19 protein-coding genes are annotated in these 23,193 nt (G+C 41.0%); 4 read left to right on the top strand and 15 right to left on the bottom strand.

The window, feature by feature from the left end; genetic code table 11:
- Window positions 1–2: 2 nt before the first annotated feature.
- The 12 genes from pheT to A4A70_RS01055 form a co-directional block, all read right to left on the bottom strand.
- The gene (gene pheT / locus A4A70_RS01110; protein WP_067567705.1) at window positions 3–2,396 is read right to left on the bottom strand and encodes a phenylalanine--tRNA ligase subunit beta; all 2,394 of its coding nucleotides are present in this window, start codon (window positions 2,394–2,396) and stop codon (window positions 3–5) included.
- Between the two features lie 13 nt (window positions 2,397–2,409).
- Window positions 2,410–3,393: a phenylalanine--tRNA ligase subunit alpha gene (gene pheS, locus A4A70_RS01105; protein WP_067568265.1), complete on the bottom strand. Its 984-nt coding sequence runs from the start codon at window positions 3,391–3,393 to the stop codon at window positions 2,410–2,412.
- 119 nt (window positions 3,394–3,512) lie between these two features.
- Window positions 3,513–3,869, bottom strand: coding sequence for a 50S ribosomal protein L20 (gene rplT / locus A4A70_RS01100; protein ID WP_067567703.1), 357 nt, complete (start codon window positions 3,867–3,869; stop codon window positions 3,513–3,515).
- Window positions 3,870–3,918: 49 nt separating this feature from the next.
- Window positions 3,919–4,116, bottom strand: coding sequence for a 50S ribosomal protein L35 (gene rpmI / locus A4A70_RS01095; RefSeq protein ID WP_067567700.1), 198 nt, complete (start codon window positions 4,114–4,116; stop codon window positions 3,919–3,921).
- 91 nt (window positions 4,117–4,207) lie between these two features.
- Window positions 4,208–4,747 carry a translation initiation factor IF-3 gene (gene infC / locus A4A70_RS01090; protein WP_067567698.1) on the bottom strand — a complete coding sequence of 180 codons (540 nt, stop codon included), beginning with the start codon at window positions 4,745–4,747 and terminating at the stop codon, window positions 4,208–4,210.
- A 3-nt stretch (window positions 4,748–4,750) separates the two neighbouring features.
- Window positions 4,751–6,679 carry a threonine--tRNA ligase gene (gene thrS / locus A4A70_RS01085; RefSeq protein ID WP_067567696.1) on the bottom strand — a complete coding sequence of 643 codons (1,929 nt, stop codon included), beginning with the start codon at window positions 6,677–6,679 and terminating at the stop codon, window positions 4,751–4,753.
- Window positions 6,680–7,336: 657 nt separating this feature from the next.
- Window positions 7,337–8,266, bottom strand: coding sequence for a prolipoprotein diacylglyceryl transferase (gene lgt, locus A4A70_RS01080; protein ID WP_082798868.1), 930 nt, complete (start codon window positions 8,264–8,266; stop codon window positions 7,337–7,339).
- Window positions 8,267–8,709: 443 nt separating this feature from the next.
- Window positions 8,710–9,198: an RNA pyrophosphohydrolase gene (gene rppH, locus A4A70_RS01075; protein ID WP_067567694.1), complete on the bottom strand. Its 489-nt coding sequence runs from the start codon at window positions 9,196–9,198 to the stop codon at window positions 8,710–8,712.
- A 399-nt stretch (window positions 9,199–9,597) separates the two neighbouring features.
- Complete coding sequence (gene rfaC / locus A4A70_RS01070; protein ID WP_067567692.1) at window positions 9,598–10,572, bottom strand: lipopolysaccharide heptosyltransferase RfaC; 975 nt, start codon at window positions 10,570–10,572, stop codon at window positions 9,598–9,600.
- Between the two features lie 11 nt (window positions 10,573–10,583).
- Window positions 10,584–11,654: an ADP-heptose--LPS heptosyltransferase RfaF gene (rfaF, locus tag A4A70_RS01065; protein ID WP_067567690.1), complete on the bottom strand. Its 1,071-nt coding sequence runs from the start codon at window positions 11,652–11,654 to the stop codon at window positions 10,584–10,586.
- On the bottom strand, window positions 11,647–12,573 hold the full coding sequence (gene rfaD / locus A4A70_RS01060) for an ADP-glyceromanno-heptose 6-epimerase (RefSeq protein ID WP_067567688.1): 927 nt from the start codon (window positions 12,571–12,573) through the stop codon (window positions 11,647–11,649). The genes rfaF and rfaD overlap by 8 nt, the downstream gene beginning before the upstream one ends.
- Window positions 12,574–12,816: 243 nt before the next feature.
- Complete coding sequence (locus A4A70_RS01055) at window positions 12,817–13,950, bottom strand: peptidoglycan DD-metalloendopeptidase family protein (RefSeq protein ID WP_231908299.1); 1,134 nt, start codon at window positions 13,948–13,950, stop codon at window positions 12,817–12,819.
- Window positions 13,951–14,235: 285 nt separating this feature from the next.
- On the opposite strand from A4A70_RS01055, the gene A4A70_RS01050 reads away from it, so the two are divergent.
- Both A4A70_RS01050 and gpsA read left to right on the top strand, forming a co-directional pair.
- Window positions 14,236–14,676, top strand: a complete 441-nt coding sequence (locus A4A70_RS01050) for a rhodanese-like domain-containing protein (protein ID WP_067567686.1) — start codon at window positions 14,236–14,238, stop codon at window positions 14,674–14,676.
- Window positions 14,677–15,087: 411 nt separating this feature from the next.
- Window positions 15,088–16,107: an NAD(P)H-dependent glycerol-3-phosphate dehydrogenase gene (gene gpsA / locus A4A70_RS01045; protein WP_408605394.1), complete on the top strand. Its 1,020-nt coding sequence runs from the start codon at window positions 15,088–15,090 to the stop codon at window positions 16,105–16,107.
- 269 nt (window positions 16,108–16,376) lie between these two features.
- On the opposite strand, the gene cpxA is transcribed toward gpsA, so the two are convergent.
- The 3 genes from cpxA to A4A70_RS01030 all read right to left on the bottom strand — a co-directional run bounded on the left by cpxA (window position 16,377) and on the right by A4A70_RS01030 (window position 20,309).
- On the bottom strand, window positions 16,377–17,789 hold the full coding sequence (gene cpxA, locus A4A70_RS01040) for an envelope stress sensor histidine kinase CpxA (RefSeq protein WP_067567682.1): 1,413 nt from the start codon (window positions 17,787–17,789) through the stop codon (window positions 16,377–16,379).
- Complete coding sequence (gene cpxR, locus A4A70_RS01035; protein ID WP_067567680.1) at window positions 17,786–18,475, bottom strand: envelope stress response regulator transcription factor CpxR; 690 nt, start codon at window positions 18,473–18,475, stop codon at window positions 17,786–17,788. Before cpxR ends, cpxA begins: the two co-directional genes overlap by 4 nt.
- A gap of 586 nt (window positions 18,476–19,061) precedes the next feature.
- Entirely contained in the window at window positions 19,062–20,309 is a 1,248-nt protein-coding gene (locus tag A4A70_RS01030; protein WP_067567678.1) for a multifunctional CCA addition/repair protein, read from the bottom strand.
- A gap of 252 nt (window positions 20,310–20,561) precedes the next feature.
- Here A4A70_RS01030 and hldE point away from each other — a divergent pair, with 252 nt between their 5' ends.
- On the top strand, window positions 20,562–21,998 hold the full coding sequence (gene hldE, locus A4A70_RS01025) for a bifunctional D-glycero-beta-D-manno-heptose-7-phosphate kinase/D-glycero-beta-D-manno-heptose 1-phosphate adenylyltransferase HldE (RefSeq protein ID WP_067567676.1): 1,437 nt from the start codon (window positions 20,562–20,564) through the stop codon (window positions 21,996–21,998).
- A gap of 636 nt (window positions 21,999–22,634) precedes the next feature.
- Entirely contained in the window at window positions 22,635–23,186 is a 552-nt protein-coding gene (locus A4A70_RS01020) for a YggT family protein (protein WP_269447271.1), read from the top strand.
- The last annotated feature ends 7 nt before the right edge of the window (window positions 23,187–23,193 follow it).

Below are 23,193 nucleotides of genomic sequence, written 5' to 3'. Positions count from 1 at the left end.
GTTTAATCTCTCAAGGAGGCTTGGAATCTCTGCTTTAGTGCTGCTACGCATTTTGCTACGGTTGCGGCTATCTCAGCTTCTTCCAGTGTACAAGCAGTATCTTGTAAGACTAGGCTGATAGCCAGACTTTTAAAACCTTCTGCTAATTCTTTGCCCCGGTACACGTCAAATAATTTTATGTCAACTAACTGATTGGCTGCAACTATCTTACACTCTGTAATAAGATCTGCTGCGGCAACATTATCTGCTACCACTACAGCAATATCGCGGCGGTTGGTGGGGAAGCGTGAAATATCATGCGCTTTAGGTACGTTACTTTCGGTAACTTTCTCCCATAGAAGTTCAAATACCAGTGTACGGCCATTTAAATTCAATTTAGACTCAAGTACGGGGTGAATGACGCCAATGAAACCAATGAGTTCATCTTGAAGATAAATGGCGGCGCTCTGTCCGGGATGTAGTGCTAAATGACGTTGTGCCTTAAACTCAATATTGTCCAATTTACCGGTAAGCTCAAGTATTGCCTCGAGATCGCCTTTGGCATCATAAAAATCAACCGGCTGACGAACTAAATCCCAGTGTTCATCAAATATTGAACCTGTAATGACCCCAGCCAACATAATATCCTGGCGTATTCCTAGGTCGGCGGCTTTATCAGGAATAAAGCAAAGCCCGCTTTCAAACAGGCGGATCCGCTGCTGCTGACGATTTTGATTATAAACTACCGCACTAAGAAGGCCGGTCCATAACGACAAACGCATAGCTGACATTTCCTTCGAAATCGGACTTGGCAACAATAGTGGTGCCGGATGCGGATATAGCAATGCCTGCATCTTGGGATCAACAAAGCTATAGGTAATAGCCTCTTGATATCCGCGGTCAACCAGTAGCATTTTAACGCGCTCTAGCGGCAGTGTTGCTTCCCTATTGCGCGGCATCTCGAGAGTAGCACGTATAGGAATATTCGGAATCTCATCATAGCCATACATGCGCGCGACTTCTTCGATCAAATCTTCTTCGATAGTAATATCGAAACGCCAGCTTGGCGTCAGAGCCTGCCACCCTTCTTCGGTGCTACTGACCTGAAAACCAAGACGAATAAGAATATCGCTGACGTCCTTATCCGAAATATGATAGCCAATCAGGCGATCCAGGGTCTTGCGGCGCAGCGAGATAGTAACCTGTTGCTTTAGCATGGATGCCGTAGTTACATTGATAACTGGACCTGGCTGGCCGCCACAGATTGCTATCAATAGCATAGTAGCACGTTCCATGGCCTGGATCTGTAGTGCTGGGTCCACACCGCGCTCATAGCGGTGGGACGCATCGTTATGCAAGCCGTATCGGCGTGCACGCCCGTTAATCGCGAGAGGATGGAAATAGGCGCATGTCAACACTATGTCTCGGGTCGAGGAGCTAATACTGGAAGCGGCGCCGACAACAATACCCGCTATCGCTAGTACTTTATTCTGATCTGCAATAACCAAAGTGTCAGACGAGAGAATTATACTCACATCATCTAATAGGGTAATCATCTCATCTTGGCCGGCCTGTCGTACGAAGATACCGCTCTCAATGCGATCCAGGTCAAACACTTGTATCGGCTGTCCTAATTCTAGGAGAACATAATTAGTGATATCAAGCACTGCATCTACTGAGCGTAGTCCGCAGCGACGTAGTTTCTCTTTCATCCACAACGGCGTAGCCGCACCGATATCGATGCTTTTGATCAACCGGGCAAGATAGCACGGGCAGGCTTCAGGTGTGTCGATCTGGATAGGTAGCGTATCGTTAATTAAGGGTACCACCGGCTCGACAACTGGTAGCGTAAGCTCTATGCGATTGCGCACTGCTACATCGCGGGCTATACCCAAAAGACCTAGGCAGTCAGCGCGGTTTGGTGTGACGCTGATGTCGATAATGTTATCATTTAACTGTAGATAGTCGCGGATATCTCGGCCAATAGGAGCATCATCAGGAAATTCAATAATATTACTACTGCTGTAGTCGTCTGACATGCCTAATTCAGAGCATGAACATAACATGCCCTCAGAAAGTTCTCCACGTAGCGTTTTAGCTTTAATTGTGCAAACTCCTGGCAATAGCGCACCGATGATAGCAACGGCTACGCGCAGGTTGGCACGGCAATTCGGGGCGCCACAAACTATATTTAACAAGCGCTCGCCTCCGATGTCAATTTTGGTAACGTAAAAGTTGTCTGCGTTAGGATGCTGCTTGCATTGTACTACGTTACCGACTACTACGCCGCTAAAATGGCCAGCTACCGGATACATACTGGTCACTTCCAGACCAGACATAGTGATTTGTTCAGCTAGCATAGTGCTATCAATTGCCGGATTGACCCATTCACGTAGCCAAAGTTCACTGAACTTCATGTGTTATCCCGCTTTATTTGAATTGTTTGAGGAAACGCAGGTCGTTTTCAAAAAATGCGCGTAAATCAGTTACACCGTAACGATGCATCGTCAGTCTTTCTATACCCATACCAAAGGCAAATCCAGAGTAAACTTCTGGATAGATACCAACATTGCGTAGCACATTTGGGTGCACTATGCCGCATCCGATTATCTCAATCCAACGACCGTTTTTATCCATTATGTCTAATTCTGCCGATGGCTCGGTGAAGGGAAAATACGATGGTCGGAAACGTACTTGTAAATTTTCTTCAAAAAAATTAAACAGGAAGTTATGCATCATCCACTTCATATGCGTAAAACTGATATTTGTATCAATCATTAATCCTTCCAACTGGTGAAACATCGGTGTATGGGTTTGGTCGTAATCATTACGGTATACGCGCCCCGGTGCGATGATGCGAATCGGCGGCGGTTGCGCTTTCATAGTGCGAATTTGAACACTGGAAGTGTGGGTTCGCAACAATCTTGTAGTGTCGAACCAAAAGGTGTCGTTATCAGTGCGGGCTAGATGATGGGCGGGAATGTTTAGGGCGTCAAAATTGTGGTAATTATCTTCGATTTCCGGTCCGGTGGCTACCGCAAAACCTAGTTCTCTGAAAAAATGCTCAATACGCGCGATAGTACGCGATACCGGATGCAGGCCGCCATTTGCCATGCGCCTACCTGGTAGCGACACATCCAGCGTCTCAGCTGCCAGGCGCTCGTTCAACATCGCTTGCTCTATAGTGTTTTTACGTTCGGCTAGTGCCCGCTGTACTTCCTGCTTAGCCTGATTAATGATCATCCCAGCTGCAGGCCGTTCCGCAAGTGGAAGATCACGCACAGCCCTTATTTGCTTGGTAAAATGCCCTTTTTTGCCTAAAAATACTACCCGTACCGACTCCAGCGCTTCAATATCTTGGGACTGGTTTATTGCTGTTTTAATCTGCACAACTAAATCTTTGAGATGTGGCATTTCTTTCATTTGTATTTTATTCTATCGTTAGGCAAGTTTTGGTTATTGGATTAACTTTTTTAGTTACAAAAGATAAAATAAAAGAGGGAGACGAGCTCCCTCTTTTCTTTAAAACTTGCTTATGCCAGGGCACTTCTTGCTTTGTTGACCAGAGCTGCAAAAGCTATTTTGTCGAATACAGCAAGATCTGCTAGAATTTTACGGTCGATCTTGATCGACGCTTTTGTCAGACCATTGATAAAATTGCTGTAAGAAGTACCGTTTTGACGGGTCGCTGCGTTTATACGTGAAATCCACAGTTGACGAAACTGACGTTTCATCTGACGACGGTCACGGTAAGCATACTGACCTGCTTTGATAAACGCCTGGAAGGCAATGCGATAAACGCGTGAACGCGCACCGTAGTATCCTTTCGCTTGTTTCAAGATTTTTTTGTGACGGGCGCGTGCTACCACACTACTTTTTACGCGAGTCATATACTTTTTCCTAAGATCTTTTTTTTATGTAAGCTGGTTAAAATAACGCTTATACGTACGGTAGACAACGCACAACAAAACTTAGAGATGCTTTAGAAAGCATAGATTTTGGGCGTAGCTGACGTTTACGCTTAGCAGATTTTTTGGTCAGGATATGACGCAGATTGGCATGCTTACGTTTAAAACCGCACGAAGCCGTTTTTTTAAAACGCTTAGCGGCACTACGTACTGTTTTTATTTTTGGCATAGACTTCTCTCTTTGACTCCGCAGTATTAATAATCTAAATTAAAAGCGTAGTACTAGCAGTGATCATTTTTATAAATGCAAGCCTATACTACTATTTTCTCTTGGGTGCTAGCACCATCATCATCTGGCGTCCTTCAATTTTGCTGGGAAAAGATTCCATTACGGCTAGTTCACGCAAATCGTGACGAACGCGATTTAGTACTTCCATGCCAATCTGCTGGTGTGCCATTTCACGCCCACGAAACCGCAGAGTGATTTTTATCTTATCACCATCTTCTAGGAAGCGAACTAGGTTACGTAGTTTGACCTGATAGTCGCCTTCACCGGTACCAGGCCGGAATTTAATTTCCTTAACCTGGATAACTTTCTGCTTTTTCTTTTGCTCTTTAATGGATTTGTTTTTCTCATAAAGAAATTTACCGTAATCAACAATACGGCAAACCGGCGGTTCAGCGTTAGGGCTGATCTCGACTAAATCAACACCAGTTTCCTCAGCTTTTTTAAGTGCTTCATTCAGGCTAACAACACCAAGCTGCTCACTATTGAGACCCACTAAACGAACCTCTACGACGTTAATCTCCCGATTAATACGATGGGGACGTGCCAGTTGAACTCGTTTTCCGCCCTTAATACTTTATTCCTCCAGTTGATGAAGATTACGGCTACTAATTTCGTTTTGTAGCTTTGCAATAAGCTCGTTAACGTCGATGCTGCCTAGATTTCTACCGCGGCGTGTGCGTACGTTAACCTTACCTGATTCCATTTCTTTATCTCCGCAAATAAGCATGTAAGGTACTCGAAGCAAAGTATGTGCGCGAATTTTAAAACCTATTTTTTCATTTCTCAAGTCTGATTTGACTCTAATACCTGCTATCGATAATTTTTTTGTTAGTTTTTGAACATATTCAAACTGATTATTGGTTATGTTCATTAGAACAACCTGCGTTGGGGCAAGCCAGGTTGGATAAAAACCATCGTATTCTTCTGTTAGAATGCCAATAAAACGCTCCATAGAACCTAAAATGGCACGGTGAATCATAACCGGTACAACCCTTTCATTATTTTCGCTTACATAGAAGGCGTTCAAACGCTCAGGAAGCGAAAAATCAAGCTGCACTGTACCACATTGCCAGGCACGATCTAGGCAATCTAGCAATGTGAATTCAATCTTTGGACCATAAAAAGCCCCATCACCAGGTTGATATTCAAAGGCTATATTATTTTTAATTAGTGCAGCGGCCAGATCCTGCTCTGCACGGCTCCAAATTTCATCACTGCCGATGCGTTTTCTAGGACGTGTGGACAATTTAACAAAGATGTTCTCAAATCCAAAAGTACTGTAGGTATTGTATACCATTTTAATACAGCTGTCTATTTCTGATAGAACTTGTTCTTTAGTACAAAAGATATGTGCATCGTCTTGGGTAAAGCTGCATGCACGCATTAGTCCGTGCAGCGAGCCGGACGGTTCATTGCGATGACAGCTTCCAAATTCTGCTATACGTAAAGGCAAATCGCGATAAGATTTCAGCCCTTGATTAAAAATCTGTACATGTACAGGGCAATTCATAGGTTTAATACAAAATTCCCGGTTTTCTAATACTGTGGTGAATATCTGACCAGCATAGTTCTCCAAATGGCCAGTTTTTTCCCAGAGGACACGGTCCATCATGAACGGTCCTTTAACTTCTTGGTACTGGTAGTCCTTAAGCTTCAGGCGCACAAAATTTTCTAGTTCACGGAAAATGGTCCAACCGTCGTTATGCCAAAATACCATGCCTGGTGCTTCCTCTTGCATATGGTATAGATCAAGCTGTTTGCCTATTTTTCGGTGATCGCGCTTCGCTGCATTTTCTAAATGTTGTAAATAATTATTTAGCTGCTTTTTATCACCCCAGGCAGTACCGTAAATACGTTGTAACATTTTACTTTTGCTGTTGCCGCGCCAATAAGCACCTGAAGTTTTTTGTAGAGCAAAATGATGACAAAAACGCATATTAGGAACGTGCGGACCGTTGCAAATATCTACATATTCTTCGTGATAATACAGCATAAGATTATTATCTTTGCTGATATTTTCATCTATAATTGCAACCTTATAGGCCTCCCCGCGCGCTAAAAATATATCGCGAGCCTGATGCCAGCTCACTTTTTCCTTGATAACATCATAATTTTTTGCGGCCAGCTCGTGCATACGTTTCTCCAGCCTTTCAAGATCTTCCTGCGTTAGAGTATGATCGAGCGCCACGTCATAATAAAAGCCCTTATCGATCACTAGATCTACTGCCATTTGGGTATTAGGCCACAGTTGCTTGATGGCATGTCCCAGTAAATGGGCGCATGAATGGCGAATAATGTCTAGTCCTACCTCATCTTTAGAGGTAATAATAGCAAGCTTGGAATCGTGCTCAATGAGATCGATGACATCGACAAGTTCGCCGTTCACTCTACCAGCGATACAAGATTTTGCTAAACCTGAACCGATATCACGAGCAACATCAAGGGGTGAGATAGGTCGATCAAACTGACGCTGATTGCTATTAGGAAGAGTGATTACTGGCATGCAGATTTCCTTAATTTGCAGGTGTGATCAAAGATTTTAATTAAGCTATAAATATATTTTATATATACTATTACTAGTTAATTAATTATATATAAAAATTTTATCTTTATAAATAACTAAAAACTTAGTTTTAATTATGAACTAGATAACTTTTTACATTTAATTTGAATAAGTATTCAGTAAGTTAACTTAATAAAAATATATAATAACTTCTTTTTTTTTATAAAAAAAACAAAAATTATTAATTAACTTCTTCTTTTGTTTAATAAAAATAAATAATTATTTTTTTATATTTACCATCTAATCTTTGATCTATTTATTAATTTTATCTAAACATGATCTCTATATAGAAGCGTTAATACTCGGATTCGGATCGTACCCTACTAGCTCGAAGTCTTATAAACGGTATTCAAACAACGAAAATGGTTGACGCTTCATCACTAAACTAGGCATAGAGCGGCGCGGATTGCGTATAAGATGAAATATCTTTTGCCACATAGAACTGAAACAATACGTGATATAGAGCTAAAGCCATTTAATTTAGTTCACCGAAGTTCCAAGCAGAAACAATAGAGTACCGGTACCAGTAAGATCTACTTTTGGCGTCCCCTGCAACCGTAACATGTACCTCAAATTTAAATACTGTTTCATATTATCTCAATAATATTTATTAATATGAATAGACCATACCATTATAATTACGCCGGCTAGAATCATCGGTAACGACAGAATTTGTCCCATACTAATCACGCCCCTGAACAGACCTAGTTGAGCATCTGGCTGTCGGAAAAACTCGATGATAATGCGAAAAAAACCGTAACATATAAGGAATAAGCTGGAAACACTGCCCATAGGGCGCGGTTTTCGGATGAAGATATTAAGGATAATAAATAGTACAAAGCCTTCGAGCAGCATCTCGTAAAGCTGAGATGGGTGACGTGGTAGCACGCCGTAGCGTTCGAACAGTGGCTGCCATTGAGGATTCAGCTGCAACAGCGCTAGATCTTCATTCCGAGAATTAGGAAATAGCATTGACCAAGGCATATCAGTGGTTACTCTTCCCCACAGTTCTCCATTGATAAAATTACCTAGACGACCAGCCCCTAGGCCGAATGGCACCATTGGTGTAATAAAGTCGGCAACCTGAAAGAAATGGCGTTTAGTACGATGAGAAAACCACAATATCACCAAAATAACACCTATTAAGCCGCCGTGGAACGACATACCGCCATACCATACCTTAAACAAATAACTTGGATGTTCGAGAAATAGCGATAGATTATAAAACAAAAAATAACCAATACGGCCGCCAAGAAATAGTCCTAAGAAACTAGCGTAGAGTAAATTTTCGAGCTCTAATTTACACCATACACTGCCTGGACGATTAGCGCGACGCATAGCCAACCACCTAGCAAATATTAGGCCAATCAGGTACATCAGACCGTACCAGTGCAAAGAAACTCTACCCAGAGAGAAGATTATGGGATTAATTTGAGGAAATACCAGATAATGGGTAGTATTGTAGTCATTTATCACAATAACGTCTTTATTACTTTTTCTAATCTTAGCGGAGACTGTGGGTACCATTTTGCAGCAAGCAAAACCTGTGTACGTACTTTAATGCTAATGCTATAACATAGCAGTGCCTCATAGGTAGTTAGAAGATATTGTACAGTATTGATCGTTATGCTATCTATCATAGTCATAGTTAGTATATATAAATATATAGTATTCTGGAAATGCAGAGTCCAACAGAATCTACTTTCTTTCACCTCGCACCTGCGTTTAATAGCACAGCTATGTTTATAAACGCTGAAATTAATAGTTCTTAGGCTGACCGGTTTGCCAGGAACTGACTGAAGCTAGTGTATAGTTCTAACATTGCCTTAACCGTTATTTAGTTTAGACCTGGTTGTAGGTATAGTATATACTATAAGCACTGCAGCTAAAGATTTAGCTAGCATATTTTGATTTAATCAATAACTAATATACGTCGAACTATGTTCTTTTTGATGCACCGCTGATGAGTGTTAAGTTTTAGTGTCCTGCAGCGGTATCATTACTCTATAAAATTCTGTCATTACCCGGCGATAAACGTCCCGTTTAAAGGCCACTACATGACTAACTGGATACCAGAAGCTAACCCAACGCCAGCTATCGAATTCAGGTATTCCCCTGCGCTGCATATTGATATCCTTATCTTGACACATAATTTGTAGTAAAAACCATTTTTGCTTCTGGCCAATACACACAGGCTGTGTATCCCGTACGAGCTGCTTAGGCAGCTTATAACGCAACCAATTATGCTTTGAAGCCAGAATCCGCACATCCTCACGGTTCAAACCAACTTCTTCGAACAGTTCGCGGTACATTGCTTGTTTTGCAGTTTCACCATCGTTGATGCCACCTTGAGGAAACTGCCAAAAATGCTGTCCATATCGCCTAGCCCACAACACTTGACCATCAAAATTACAGATTACAATCCCAACATTCTGGCGGTAGCCATCATCATCAATCACCGGACTACCTCTATTAGATAAATTATATAAATAAAAAAATGTAAGCTATTTTAGTTATTCTAACATTTTATACTAGTTGAGCATGGTACACTACTATTGTACCCTCATGTACACTCAATTATAGTGTAATAATATTTTAATCTTTTACATAAAACTAAAGGAGAGCTACAGTTCATCGAATGTCATCCGTCGGTTAAAATGTGCTATTCCTACTGGATTAGTATGCTGAAGCTGCAGTATTATAAATATGGTCCTAAATATATAGTGGATGCGCTTTATACTGCTGGTTATGTATCTGATACTTTTTAAATAAAAAAATAATATAAATAAACTGTTTATATAGTTTAAATACTAAACTAGTAGTATTTTACTATTATTTTATTACCTCCTTCTTACTTGTTAAGTTATGAATAACATCGGTTGAAATGCCTGCCAGACACACTGAGGAGTTAGGCTTACCATGTGACTATCCTGCGCACACAGCGCCAGTTGATATCGCCCATATCCGCCGATTAGTTTAGGATCGGTAGGCCCATAAAGCGTTAAATTAGGGCGATTAAGGGCAGCTGCTAAATGACTGAGGCCGGTATCTACTGATACCACAGCCGTAGCACCGACTAATTGCTGCGCAATTTGTGCCAATGACAGCGGCGGCAGCACTTCAGCTTGGCTGGATCCTTCGGTTAAACGTTTAGCAGCACGCTGCTGTTCCTGCGCTGTTCCACAGCAGGGGACCTTAATCCGGTAACCGGCCTCATCAGCTAGCTTTATTAGCGCTTGCCAGTGCGATTCTGGCCAATGTTTGCTAGACTTGGTGGTAGCATGCAGGAAGATTAAATATGGTGGTTCAGCGCCGCGCGGCGGCGAAAAATTACCAGCAATTGCGTAATCGCCAGGCTCGGTGGGAAGTTGATAACCCAAACTGGCGGCAAATAGTTGACGAATGCGCTCAATAGCATGCTGTTGTTTGCTCACCGCATGTCGTCGCTGATAAAACCAGCTCGCGAAGGGTTCGCGCGCACTTTTATAATCTAGACCGTGTTTTTCATCGTGCGCAACATAGGTAACAAGAATAGCGCTTTTTATTAAGCCCTGTGCGTCGATAATCACATCATAGTGCTCTCGTTGCAAAAGACGTCTAAATTCGCCGCGCTCCTGACGAGTAGAGGAGCCAAACCAATGTTTGCGCCAGCGGCGGATTGCTACTGAAATTACCTTTCGTACCGCTGGATGCCAAGTGGGAATTTCAGTAAAAGTGTCTTCGACAACCCAGTCGAAACTGATTCCTGGTAAAGCTGATGCTGCATCAGTTAGAGCGGGCAGCGTATGTAGCACATCACCCATAGAGGACGTTTTGATGATCAGAACCTGCATTAATTTTCTTCTTACGGGGTTAATAATTTTTCTAGCTCGCTCATGACCTGTTTAGGTTGAATAGCGATTAGACTATAATGGTAGCCTTGTTCATCGTCACCTTTGCGTATTTTATGGTAACCGTCTATTAAACGGATCACCTTAGCTTTAGGGGAAAGGGGCGGGGTACAATCTGGACTACTTGGACCATACAGCGCTACCATTGGACGATTTAGCGCACTAGCCACATGCATTAAACCTGAGTCGTTACTGATAATACCTTGGCAGGCAGCGATCAGATTAACTACCTGCACCAAGGTAGTTTTGCCGACTAAATTGCAGCAGTAACGTTGCTGATCAGCAGGCAGTGCGGTGGCGATAGTTTTACCAACTGCATGGTTTTTGGCTGAGCCAAACAACGCTATTTGATAACCACGGTGGATGAGCGCCTCTGCAAGTACGGTATAATGATAGTGCGGCCAGCGCTTGGCCGGGCCAAATTCAGCCCCGGGACAAAAACCTATAAGCGGCCGCTCTAGTTCGGGTAAGAAAACGTTGAGTGCATCGTTGATTTCCTGTGCTTTCGCTGTCAACCTTGGCCAAGGTAAAGGAGTTGGTAGGTCGACAGCGCTTTGCACCAAGTAGCTGTCAAATGCTAGAGCAGCGTAGCGCTGCACCATAAGCGGAAACGCTTGTTTATCAAGCCTGCGAATATCATTAAGCAAGCCATAGCGCATTTCTCCACGCCAGCCGGTGCGATGGCAAATGCCGGCGAAAAACGGCACTAGCGCCGACTTGAATGAATTAGGTAGTACCAATGCCTGCTGATAGCTATTTTGCTGCAATGCTTGTCCTAACCTGAGCCTTTTCCTCAACGCTATGGCGCCATGGTCGATTGGTATCGACAGCGCTTGGTTTACCTCAGGCATAAGTTCAAGTAAAGGGCAACACCAGGGGGGCGCCATAACATCTATCTGAACACCTAGCTGAAGCTGCACCAGCAGACGATATAAGCTTTGAGACATCATTATATCGCCAATCCATGAAGGGCCAATTACCAAAATTTTCCTGCAGCCACTTCTTTTCTGTTTTTGACTAATCATTCAGCCAGCATAAATATGCTGTGATTCCTTCTTTGACGGTTTTGAATGGCTTATTATAACCAGTAGCACGCAACCGGGTTAAATCCGCCTGGGTATAAGACTGATAATGTTCTTTAAGTTTTTCTGGTAACTGTATGCAGTCTAATTTTCCTCTTTTATGGAAATCTAACACTGCATTTCCTACCGCTTGGAACGATTCTGCTTGTCCGGTGCCACAATTAAAAATTCCCGACACTCTGTTTTTCCAGCACCAGAGATTGACTGTTACTACATCACTGACATAGACAAAATCTCGTTTAAATATTTTACTGCCAGCAAACAGCTTCATATTTTCGCCAATATTTATTTGGTTATTTAATTGATAAACAATACTTGCCATGTTGCCTTTATGCCCCTCGCGTGGACCATAAACGTTAAAATAGCGCAAACCACAAATTTGTGATTCTGCCTGCAGTAGGATAGTGCGTACATATTGATCAAACAGAAATTTAGAATAGCCGTAAACATTTATAGGCTGTTCATACTGCCTTTCTTCAATAAAGTTATTTGTACGGCTGCCATAGGTGGCGGCAGAAGAAGCATAGAGAAAGGGAATAGTGCGCTCCATACAGTAATGAAGAAGTTTTTTAGAGTAATGATAGTTATTATCCATCATATACTTGCCGTCCCACTCAGTTGTGGAAGAACAGGCGCCCTCATGGAAAATTGCATCAATATCTCCGAAGTTTTTGCCAGAAACGATACTGGAAATAAAATCTTCTTTATCTATATAATCTGTGATATCAAGGTCGACCAAATTGGTATATTTGGCGCCATTTTTTAAATTATCTACCACCACAATATTGTGGTAGCCAATCTGATTAAGCGCCTGAACAATATTGCTGCCTATAAAGCCAGCACCACCTGTAACAATAATCATAAGTTATCCTTGCATAATTGCAGGAGCCATTACAACATCAACTCCAGCTAAAAGTGGCAGCTATGTTTCGCTAATATAAGCATTTTTATGTGCTCTATTTATCTACTCTTATAGATATATTATAGAGAGTAGATATAGATTTGTCGATCTATAGAGAGTTAATACCATAATCCATCTGCGTTAACGTGCTCATACTGATAATGAGCACGTTAACGTTTGTAATAATTATCTATGTTTAATACACTATCTCTTTAATTTTTTTAACCAAAGAATGGGATTTATCGCCTGTCCCTGGCGCCTAATTTCAAAATAGAGAGACGGCGTACCTTGGCCTTGGCAGCCACTAATACCGACTAGTGCGATAGGTTGGCCGGATTTTACTTGATCTCCTACATTTACTAATGTGCTCTTATTATAACCATATAGGCTCATATAGCCTTTACTATGTTTAATTACCACCATCAATCCGTATCCCTGCAACCAGTCTACCATCAATACAAGACCGGCGGCGACAGCTATCACATCGCTGCCTTCTGGAGCTGCAATAACCAGTCCCTTATAGCGAAGTTCCCCCTGCTGTAGTTCACCAAAACAGTGCAGGATTCGTCCGCGCACCGGCCATAAATTCTGTTCGTCCTGCCTGCCGATATCGCTAATCAGCACTCGCTTGCTCTCGATAGTTTTATAGTTATTTTCGCTGCTTGTTGTTGTTTCGCGTTCAGCGCGGGCTATATTATGACTCAATTGCTTCTCTTTTCGGTTCAATTCTACTAATATTTGCTGGTTATGTACTATGGATAAGTGCAAATTAGTGAGTATATTATGATTTATAATCAGCTTCTTTTGAAGCTTGTGCTTATTTGTTTGTTGTTTCTTTTGTTTTTTTAGTTGTGCTTTTTTTTGCACTGCAAATTCATTGCTTGTTTGGTGTAAGTAAACAATATTTTTTGCGCACGCTTCGTTGAGATAATTAAAATAAGCCAACATACGTTCGATACTCATGCTTTGCTCATTAATAAAGATTAATTTCTTCATCCCGAAATGTTTTTTCGGCCGGAAAAGCGCATTGAACTGCTGAGCTAATAGTTTTTTTTTGGTAATTTGAAGATCTTGTAGCTGGCAAATAGAACGTGTTATTCGATTGATATCGAGACTCAGCGTTTTGATGGTGTGCTGTGTATCCTGCAGAGCAGGGGTAGAATGGATAAGAAATTCTTCTTGCTGTTTTATTTTTTGTATCAGTGATATGCGCTGTTGTTGCTGTTGCTTAAGATTTTTTTCTTTAGAAAAAAGATGTTGCTGCACTACGTTAAGCTGATATTCATTATCAGCACTATAGCAAACAGCAGACAGCATCACGGTCCCAACATAGAACATGCTAGAGCATAGACGATATCTGAATCCAACAGCATGTTGCCTGCCTAATAGGCAGGCATGAACTAAAAGCTTAGAAGTTATTTTTCTCCTGAATTTAAGAATATAATTCATATTATACAAAAAGCTGAATAGTTATTCAGTAAAATTTAGTCTATTTTTTGTCTAAGATTTCTTTACCAGATAAAGTATCTGTATTACTATTATTTTTAGTAAAATATCGGTATATAATCTAATATATAGATTATTTTTTATATAAAAATAATAATTTTTTTAATAAAAATTCCTATGCAAGACATTATGCCATTTATAGAAAATCATCTCATGCTATGTTTAGCATGGGTGATTATTTTTGTTTTCATAATTTTTACTATGCTGCAACAATGGTTTTTCAACATTAAGGTAATAAGTTGCGAAGAAGTTATTAAATTTCTTAATAAAGAAAAAGCTGTAATTATTGATTTGAGAAACAGCGATATTTACTGCAAAGGTCATATAATTAATAGTTTAAATTTAGCAGTAGCAGACATCAAATCAGGTAATCTAAGTCAACTGGATAAAGCTAATAAGACTAAACCGGTAATTATCGTTTGTGCAAGTGGCAGCACTCCTACTGCACGCAATTTAGCTAAAAAATTAACGAAAGCTGGCTTTGAGCGAATCTATTTTCTTAAAGAAGGCATATATGGTTGGAGCAGAAATAATTTTCCATTAATCCGGGATAAATGATTTTTTGTATATTAATAGATACGGTCTCAAGAGTTACCTATGCATAACAGTGCTAAAATTTTTAGCGATATTAAATAAATAATAGGCATGGCGCTTCATATACACAGCTGTATATGAAGAAATCAATTTTTTTTGATGTCAAAACTAAAAAATAGTGATATGGTGCTTTGCGTATATACGCTACCGTGTGCTGCTATCTTGCAGAAGATATTTGTTAAGTTTTGTTTCTTTAAGATTTTTTAATTATTAAAAATGCAAAATGCATTGCCAGCCATGTATCTCTTGAAACGTTCCTACAGCTAAAGTTAGCACCAGTTAATTTTTACATGCTGTTTATGAACAACTATCTGTATCTGCAGGTTGATATAACTTCATAAAGAATTAAGCCTAACAGGATCAAGTCACACAATCATGACCGTAAATGCTTCAATGACAATTATCGGTGCCGGATCGTACGGTACAGCCCTCGCTATCAACTTAGCGCGTAACGGTCATGAAGTACTTCTTTGGGGCCATGACCCTTCTCATATCCAGACGCTGGAGGTAACACGCTGCAATCAGGCCTTTTTACCTGATGTGCCATTTCCAACGATGCTGCATCTAGAATCATCGTTACCAACTGCGCTTGCCGCTAGCCGCAATATATTGATTGTCGTTCCCAGTAACGTGTTCGGACAGGTGCTTGCACAGTTAAAACCGCATTTACGTCAGGATGCCCGTATTGCCTGGGCTACCAAGGGGCTAGAGGCAGAAACCGGCCGTCTGTTGCAGGATGTTGCGCGTGAAATACTAGGTAGCCAAATACCGTTAGCTGTATTGTCTGGACCGACTTTCGCGCGCGAGCTAGCAGCCGGTTTACCTACAGCTATTGCGCTTGCTGCTACCGACGCCAATTTTAGCACCGATTTGCAAGCATTGTTACATTGTAAAAAAAGTTTTCTGATTTACAGAAATCATAATTTGGTCGGCGTCCAGTTGGGCGGAGCGGTAAAAAATGTTATCGCTATCGGTGCCGGTATTTCTGACGGTATTGGTTTTGGTGCCAATGCGCGTACCGCACTGATTACACGTGGACTGGCAGAAATGTCGAGTTTAGGTGAGGCAATGGGAGTAAAGGCCAGTTATTTTATGGGCATGGCAGGTCTTGGCGATCTTGTGCTTACCTGTACTGATAACCAATCTCGTAATCGACGTTTCGGTATGTTACTGGGGCAAGGCACCGGGGTACGGGCTGCTCAAGACTCTATCGGTCAGGAGGTAGTAGAGGGTTTCCACAATACTAAAGAGGTGCTAGCGCTTGCTGGTCGTTATAATGTAAGAATGCCTATTGCCGAGCAGATTTACCAGGTACTTTACCAAAAAAAGAATGCGTATCAAGCAGCTCTTACGCTACTAGAAAGTGCGCAAAAAGAGGAAAGACTCGGCGGTTAAATTCGTTTAACCAGCAATAAATAATAAAAGAATAGGCGAGCATTATGTTCCCTAATTGTAACTTATTATGCTCAGTACCTACCCATACCAAGGCTGCTGGTGTACCAGTCCGGGGAGTAGATAGACCGGCTAGCGATCGGCCCTCGGAAGAGGGGTTTCATGCTAGATAAAACTAAGCTAGTTGATGAATTGTAAGATAAAAACTAGTGTCTGCGTACTAGTTGAATAGGGAATAATTCTTACTTTCTCTGTCGTTACTGACTTAGTAACTAAAATAAGTTATAAGAATAACCGTAATTTTTAGGCAGCAGCGGTAGCCAAATTATCAGCCGCAGCCCCCCGAGTGGGCTATCTTCTGCTTTTACCCAACCATGATGGTGTATCACAGCAGTTTTTACAATTGCTAGTCCCAGTCCAGTTCCACTGGACTTACGATTTATCGCTTCATCAGTACGGTAGAATAAGCTGAAAATTTGTTCTAGATCTTTATCTTTGACGCCTGGGCCATCATCATCTACGGTGATAGTCATACCTTGATGATCAGCGCTGAAACCTATAGCTACCATTTTATGAGAATAGCGTAGAGCATTTCTCACTATATTCTCGAGCGCGCTGTCTAGGGCAGACGGATTTCCCAGCAAAATCCAACTATCTGGTGGTGAAATTATCTCCAGGGTTTTGATCATCTGTTCCGCTTCGAACTGGGCATTATTAAGTACATCCTTCCAAAGTTCATTTGCTTTTAGCACCTCCCGTGATAGCTCATTTTTATGCTGATGAAGTGAAAGCAATAGTAAGTCGTTGATCATGGCATCAAGGTGCTGTGCTTCATTCTCGATGCGAGCAAGTTCATTATTTACCTTGCCCTTCTGACGTCGCAGAAGGGCCGTGGCTAACTGCAAACGGGTCAATGGCGTACGTAATTCATGAGCTATATCTGACAATAGCCTATGCTGGGCAGTAACCATTCTCTCCAAGGAGCTCACCATCTGATTAAAACTGATGCCAGTAGCCAAAAACTCCTGCGGTCCCGCTTCCAGCTCAGGATGATGGCAAAAATTTCCGCATGCTACTTCATCAGCAGCATGCTTCAATTTGCGCACCGGTTTAGCTATACTCCAGGTAAGCCATAGTAGGAACAGAATACTGATCATACTGATGATCAGTATGATCAGTAGAAAGAACAAAGAGTGATCAAAAAATAAATTAATAAAATTCAACTGTGTGCTCCTACTAGGAGAACGAATTTGATAAAGCTGATAATGCTCTTTGCCATTGCTTATAGAAAAAGGACCTACACACTCTGTGCAGTAGTATTTTTTCTTTTTCGGATGATCCGTATTCGCCGATTGGCGAACAAAATTGTAGATTATTTGCATCTCGTTGCGTTGTGCGCCGATAACACACCCTTTACTAGTGACTAGAATTAAGCGTTGATCGGGTGGTGCACACTTATCTATGGCGAGAAAAAGACGGCACCACCACATCCGATCACTGACCTGGTACACGTCCAACGCCGTCTTTACATATTGCTGTAACATCAATCCTTGTTGCTGTTCGCTATCAAGCAAAGGCATCATTTGTTGATAATACAGCTTAATCACTATAATTATATGCATGAGTATTAGTATAATAATTAACCAAAATATAGCAAAAATTCGTACAGCCAAGCTATTAATCATGCAGATACCATTAAATAACCCCGACCGCGTAAGGTTTTAAACCACGGATGCCCATCCTTCCGTTTAGGAAGCTTACGCCGCAAATTAGCAATATGCATATCGATGGCACGGTCAAAGGGAGTTAAACGTTTACCTAATACTTCCTGGCTTAGTTGAGCACGCGGCAAAACCTGACCTAAATGCTGCGCTAAAAAATATAATAAAGTAAATTCAGTACTAGTTAATTCTAGTATAGCACCATCGAAAGTTGCTTCTTGAGGACCAGTTTTTAGACATAAGCAATCCACCTCTATAGTTGTACCTGATTCGACGCTTTGCTGCTCAGTCCAGTAAGAGCGTCGCAATATTGCCCTGATGCGGGCCACTAGCTCTCGATCATTAAATGGCTTCGGTAAATAATCGTCGGCGCCTAATTCCAAGCCCAGCACACGATCTAGTTCGTTGCCACGCGCGGTTAACATAATTACCGGAGTCTGGTGCTGCTGTCGCAGTTCTTTGAGGGTCTCGATACCATTTTTACGAGGCATTATCACATCAAGAAGTAATAGATTAATGGAACTATCCAGCTGATTTAAAGCTTGCTCACCATCGTGCGCTACTTGGATATTGAAGCCTTCCATTTCTAGTAATTTTTTCAATAAAGATGTCAATTCACAGTCGTCATCAACTAAAAGGATTGTTTTCATATTATTATCTCAACCACTATACTAGTTATTTTATAATTATCTTAGTTGCTAAAATAAATATTTTTAATAGCTAAGTTTGAATAACTAAGATAATTTCTGATATATAAATTATATCCTAAGTTACTTATTAATTGCTAGCATCTAATCTAAGATGATTAATTTAATAATTGCTGCGGCAGCAAAATATATTTTTGTATAAAAATTTAAAAAAATATAAAATATTTTTTTTAAAACTAAAAAATAGATTTTTTTTAAAAGTAAATTACTTCTCAGGTAAAAAAAGCTATACTTATTTTTTATGCAAAAAAAAACTTAATCTTTATAATTAATCTTTCTGTAAAAGAAAGAACCTGTTTATATCATCAATAAAAGTTACTTATTTAATAAATTAAAACTACAAATGATAGTAATAAAATTCAATCAATACTATTGATATCATTGTTGCATCCCTCTTAAAATTTTTATTTTAATTTTATTAATTTTATAAAAATTTTTGAGCCGTTAGCCCCATACTAACCATACAATTATTAATTAATAATATCTAAAATAGAATTATGTATATAATTTTGTCCTGAGATCTATAGCTTTAATCCTGCTGTTTATTGGTATCGCTATTTTCCTGCTGAAGCTTCCAAATAGCCAGCGCTCGCTGTCGCCGCAGTCTGAGTTCTTTGCTAATTTGCGCACCGCTAAATCCTTCTGCTATCACCTCGTATGCACTGATCGAAGTCGCTACGCGATAAGCTTGACGTAAAAAATCACCTTGTATATACCGATATTTTTTAAACCATAGGCGCCTGCGCGCGTCGGAATCGCTGATAATGATTATTTGCTCTAAACGATTCGGCCGGCGCCAAACATCAAGAGCACTAAACAGCTTAATTAATGTTTTTGGTGTTAGGTATTTGGCTCCGTGCAATAGTTCATTGTATTGAACTACTATTTTCGCTAAATCTCTTAATGAATTTGGCACTTTGATTCGTTGGCAGAGATCTTCCACCAGCTTTACACTTGTCTGACCATGACTGTGATAGCTTGACCATAGATCGCGGGGGATGATATCCTTACCTAAATCATGACAAAGGGTGGCAAAGCGAACAGCAATATCCTCCGATAAACTAGCCGCTATCGATACTCTCATTAAGGTATGGAGGCCAATATTAATTTTCGGTTGCAATTTTTTCGACGCCGGTACGAAAAAAAGCTCGTCAATTTCCGGAAAAAGAATTTTTAGTGCGCCGCAATCACGAAGCACCTGGAAATAAACCTGCGGATTTCTGGTCGCCAGAGCACGCTCTGTCTCTTTCCATACACGCTCAGTGGAAAGAAGTGGCAGCTCTGTAGTCATATTTTGCATGAGCGATAGTGTTGCTGGTGCTATGCGAAAATTGAGATGGGCGAAACGAGCAGCAAATCGCGCTACCCGTAGCAACCGCAGAGAATCCTCGCTAAAGGCGTCAGATACATGACGTAGCAAGCGTTGGCAAATATCTTGCTTCCCCTTATAGGGATCGATAAGATTGCCCAGCTCGTCGCTGGCAATGGCGTTGATGGTAAGATCTCGGCGAAGTAAATCCTCTTCCAATGTCACTTCTGGCGAAAAGTGACAGACAAAACCAGTATATCCATGACCAACTTTACGCTCCGCTCGAGCTAGAGCATACTCTTCTCGATTCTCGGGATGGAGAAAAACCGGAAAATTTTTACCAACCTGCTGATAACCTTGCGCCCGCATTTCTTGCGGTGTTGTGCCAACCACCACCCAGTCTCTCTCCGTAACTGGGAGCTGCAACAATTTATCACGCACGGCCCCGCCGACCAGATATTTTTTCACGTTTTTCTCTCTAAAAATTATCTAATGTATTATTGTTTTACTTAATAACTTCTACTTAAACTAGTATCAAAGTTACTGCTGGCAAGATACGTTCTATAACGTAGCCTATTTCTATAGGCGGTTAAACTGATTGCAGCTTGCTTACGTTAAAAATGAGTAATAAGCCTACTGTAGTAATAGCCATAAAGCCAATTTTAACGGTTTGTGATATTATGCCAATAATTAATTGGATCTCTTTGGAACAAATTCTAAATGAAAGTAACCTTGCCTAATTTCAGCCGAGCGTGCGTACTGGTTGTTGGCGATGTAATGTTAGATCGCTATTGGTATGGCTCAACCAAGCATATCTCACCTGAAGCACTGGTGCCTATCGTGAACGTCAACTCCATTGAAGAACGCCCTGGTGGTGCCGCTAACGTTGCGATGAATATCGCTGCATTAGGCGCTCGTTCACACCTTATTGGCTTAACTGGGATCGACGATGCCGCACGCTCTCTTAACGAGCAACTTAGCAATGGGGATGTAATCTGCGATTTAAACGCTATCGCTACCCATCCTACAATCACTAAATTACGGGTTATATCTCGTAATCAGCAATTGATTCGTATTGATTTTGAGCATGAATTTGAGGATGTTGATGCGGCTTCTCTATTAGAGCGTATTAAACCTGCCTTAACTACAGCTAGTATGCTAGTACTGTCTGATTATGCAAAGGGAGCGCTGGCACACGTGCGTGAGATCATCATCAAGGCACAGGCCGCCGGCGTGCCGGTATTAGTTGATCCTAAAGGGACTGATTTCAGCCGTTATTGCGGCGCGACTTTACTGACGCCAAACTTATCTGAGTTTGAAGTGGTGGCTGGTCCCTGTAAGGATGAGAAGACGTTAGTCAGCCGTGGTATGACTATCATCGCTGATTACAATCTTTCGGCTCTGCTGATTACACGATCCGAACAGGGAATGACTTTGCTGCAGCCAAGAAAAGATCCGATGTATTTACCGAACAATGCTCAGAAAGTTTCTGATGTTACCGGCGCCGGCGATACAGTTATTGGTGTATTAGCGGCATCTTTGGCCGCCGGTAATAGTCTAGAGGATGCATGTTTTCTAGCTAACGCTGCTGCGGGGGTCGTAGTAGGTAAAATGGGTACCTCTACTATTAGTGTAATAGAGTTAGAAAATGCAATACGCGGCCGCACCAAGCATAAATTTGGTGTGATGACCGAAAAAGAACTGAAGCAGGCAGTAGCGCTGGCACGTCAACGAGGCGAGAAAGTAGTTATGACAAACGGAATTTTCGATATCTTGCATGCTGGGCATGTCAGCTATCTTGCTAACGCTCGCGGGCTTGGAGATAGGCTGATTGTTGCAGTGAATAGCGATGATTCTACAAAACGTATAAAAAAAGGAAAAAGCCGCCCAGTCAATCCGTTGGCGCAACGGATGACCGTCTTGGCCGCACTGAAAGCAGTAGACTGGGTAGTGCCCTTTAGCGAGGATACGCCGCAACGCTTAATAGCCGACGTGTTACCGGATTTGCTAGTTAAGGGCGGTGATTATAAGCCGTACCAAATAGCTGGTAGTAAAGAAGTTTGGGATAATGGTGGCGAAGTAAGGGTACTAAATTTTGAAGATGGTTGCTCAACTACCCATATTATCGATACCATTAAAAATGAATATGGCGGCTGAAGTTATCATATCTAGTTTGAGAGCTGCAATAGGATGGAAGATCTGTCAGTTAGTGGTAGTATAACCATAATAAATAGGTACCCGTGGGACCAGTATCCTGTGTATCCTAATAAACAGTTTTTAAAGAAAATTATTAACCCGTGGTGGCAGTATTTTGCAATAAAGAGCAGCTGTATAAGAAGTGCATGATATTTTTGTAGTGCTGTGTCTCGAGCTAGAGAGCAAAGATTTAATCCAGCTTATTTTATAGTAAAGTTTACATTTAAGTAAATATTGATTCTGACGGTTTACATATCGCTACATTGCTCTATGCGTTATTTATGCAGCATCTCAACAAGCTGGTAGAGGAGTATACGTGGCTATGTCCCTGCTTTAACTTAAGGACTAAAAAAATAAATTCAAAATAGACAGAAAACGATGTGGTTTTTTAAACCGAAACTATCGGTATGATCAAATCCTTATCGATAGATTTTAAGGCTTATACTGACTGCAGTATCCTGGTTCTGTAGACTGCAGTGGGGTGTTTTTATTAGTAGTGATTCCGTATTTTCAGGACTTTTAAGCTAGCGCTGTATATCAGTAGAGCTTTAAGCAGACACAGTTATCTAATTTTAAACTGATTAAGGACATTTACCTTTGACGCTGACGTTTTTGATTAAGACGCTTATTGATCTATATATTATGGTGTTACTGCTACGTATTTGGATGCAGTATGTTAGTTGTGATTTTTATCATCCATTTTCACAATATATCGTCAAAATTACCCAGTTTATTATCATTCCTCTACGTCGAAGAATTCCTTATCTTGGTCCGTTAGACAATAACTCTCTGCTGCTGATAATTATTTTGGCGATAATAAAATTTCCGCTACTGATGCTAATAGAGATAAGAGTGCTTATTCTAGATCCAATTTATTTACTGGTTGGTCTGTTATCGTTGCTGAAGGTAGCCGGAAAATTAGTTTTTTTAGTGATTTTTATTCATTTGCTGCTAAGCCTGATTAGCCAGGGACGTAGCCAGATGAATCGATTACTATACAAATTGAGTGAACCTCTGACACAACCTATTCGACGTATTCTACCGGACATGAACGGAATCGACTATTCGTCGATAATCATTATCCTTATTCTCTATGCTCTAAATTATCTTAGTATGGATTTTTTTCTTGGTATTTGGTATGACTTATAATAAACAT

The sequence above is a fragment of the Candidatus Hoaglandella endobia genome (assembly GCF_900044015.1).
Lineage (GTDB): Bacteria > Pseudomonadota > Gammaproteobacteria > Enterobacterales > Enterobacteriaceae > Hoaglandella > Hoaglandella endobia.
Note: the sequence above shows the minus strand (reverse complement) of the source record. Positions and strands in the feature narration are given on the sequence as shown.

Coding starts and splice junctions, on each gene's coding strand:
- pheT (WP_067567705.1), bottom strand. CDS start 2,396: ATGAAGTTCAGTGAACTTTGGCTACGTGAATGGGTCAATCCGGCAATT.
- pheS (WP_067568265.1), bottom strand. CDS start 3,393: ATGCCACATCTCAAAGATTTAGTTGTGCAGATTAAAACAGCAATAAAC.
- rplT (WP_067567703.1), bottom strand. CDS start 3,869: ATGACTCGCGTAAAAAGTAGTGTGGTAGCACGCGCCCGTCACAAAAAA.
- rpmI (WP_067567700.1), bottom strand. CDS start 4,116: ATGCCAAAAATAAAAACAGTACGTAGTGCCGCTAAGCGTTTTAAAAAA.
- thrS (WP_067567696.1), bottom strand. CDS start 6,679: ATGCCAGTAATCACTCTTCCTAATAGCAATCAGCGTCAGTTTGATCGA.
- lgt (WP_082798868.1), bottom strand. CDS start 8,266: ATGGTACCCACAGTCTCCGCTAAGATTAGAAAAAGTAATAAAGACGTT.
- rfaC (WP_067567692.1), bottom strand. CDS start 10,572: ATGCAGGTTCTGATCATCAAAACGTCCTCTATGGGTGATGTGCTACAT.
- rfaF (WP_067567690.1), bottom strand. CDS start 11,654: ATGATTAGTCAAAAACAGAAAAGAAGTGGCTGCAGGAAAATTTTGGTA.
- rfaD (WP_067567688.1), bottom strand. CDS start 12,573: ATGATTATTGTTACAGGTGGTGCTGGCTTTATAGGCAGCAATATTGTT.
- A4A70_RS01055 (WP_231908299.1), bottom strand. CDS start 13,950: ATGTTCTATGTTGGGACCGTGATGCTGTCTGCTGTTTGCTATAGTGCT.
- A4A70_RS01050 (WP_067567686.1), top strand. CDS start 14,236: ATGCAAGACATTATGCCATTTATAGAAAATCATCTCATGCTATGTTTA.
- gpsA (WP_408605394.1), top strand. CDS start 15,088: ATGACCGTAAATGCTTCAATGACAATTATCGGTGCCGGATCGTACGGT.
- cpxA (WP_067567682.1), bottom strand. CDS start 17,789: ATGATTAATAGCTTGGCTGTACGAATTTTTGCTATATTTTGGTTAATT.
- cpxR (WP_067567680.1), bottom strand. CDS start 18,475: ATGAAAACAATCCTTTTAGTTGATGACGACTGTGAATTGACATCTTTA.
- hldE (WP_067567676.1), top strand. CDS start 20,562: ATGAAAGTAACCTTGCCTAATTTCAGCCGAGCGTGCGTACTGGTTGTT.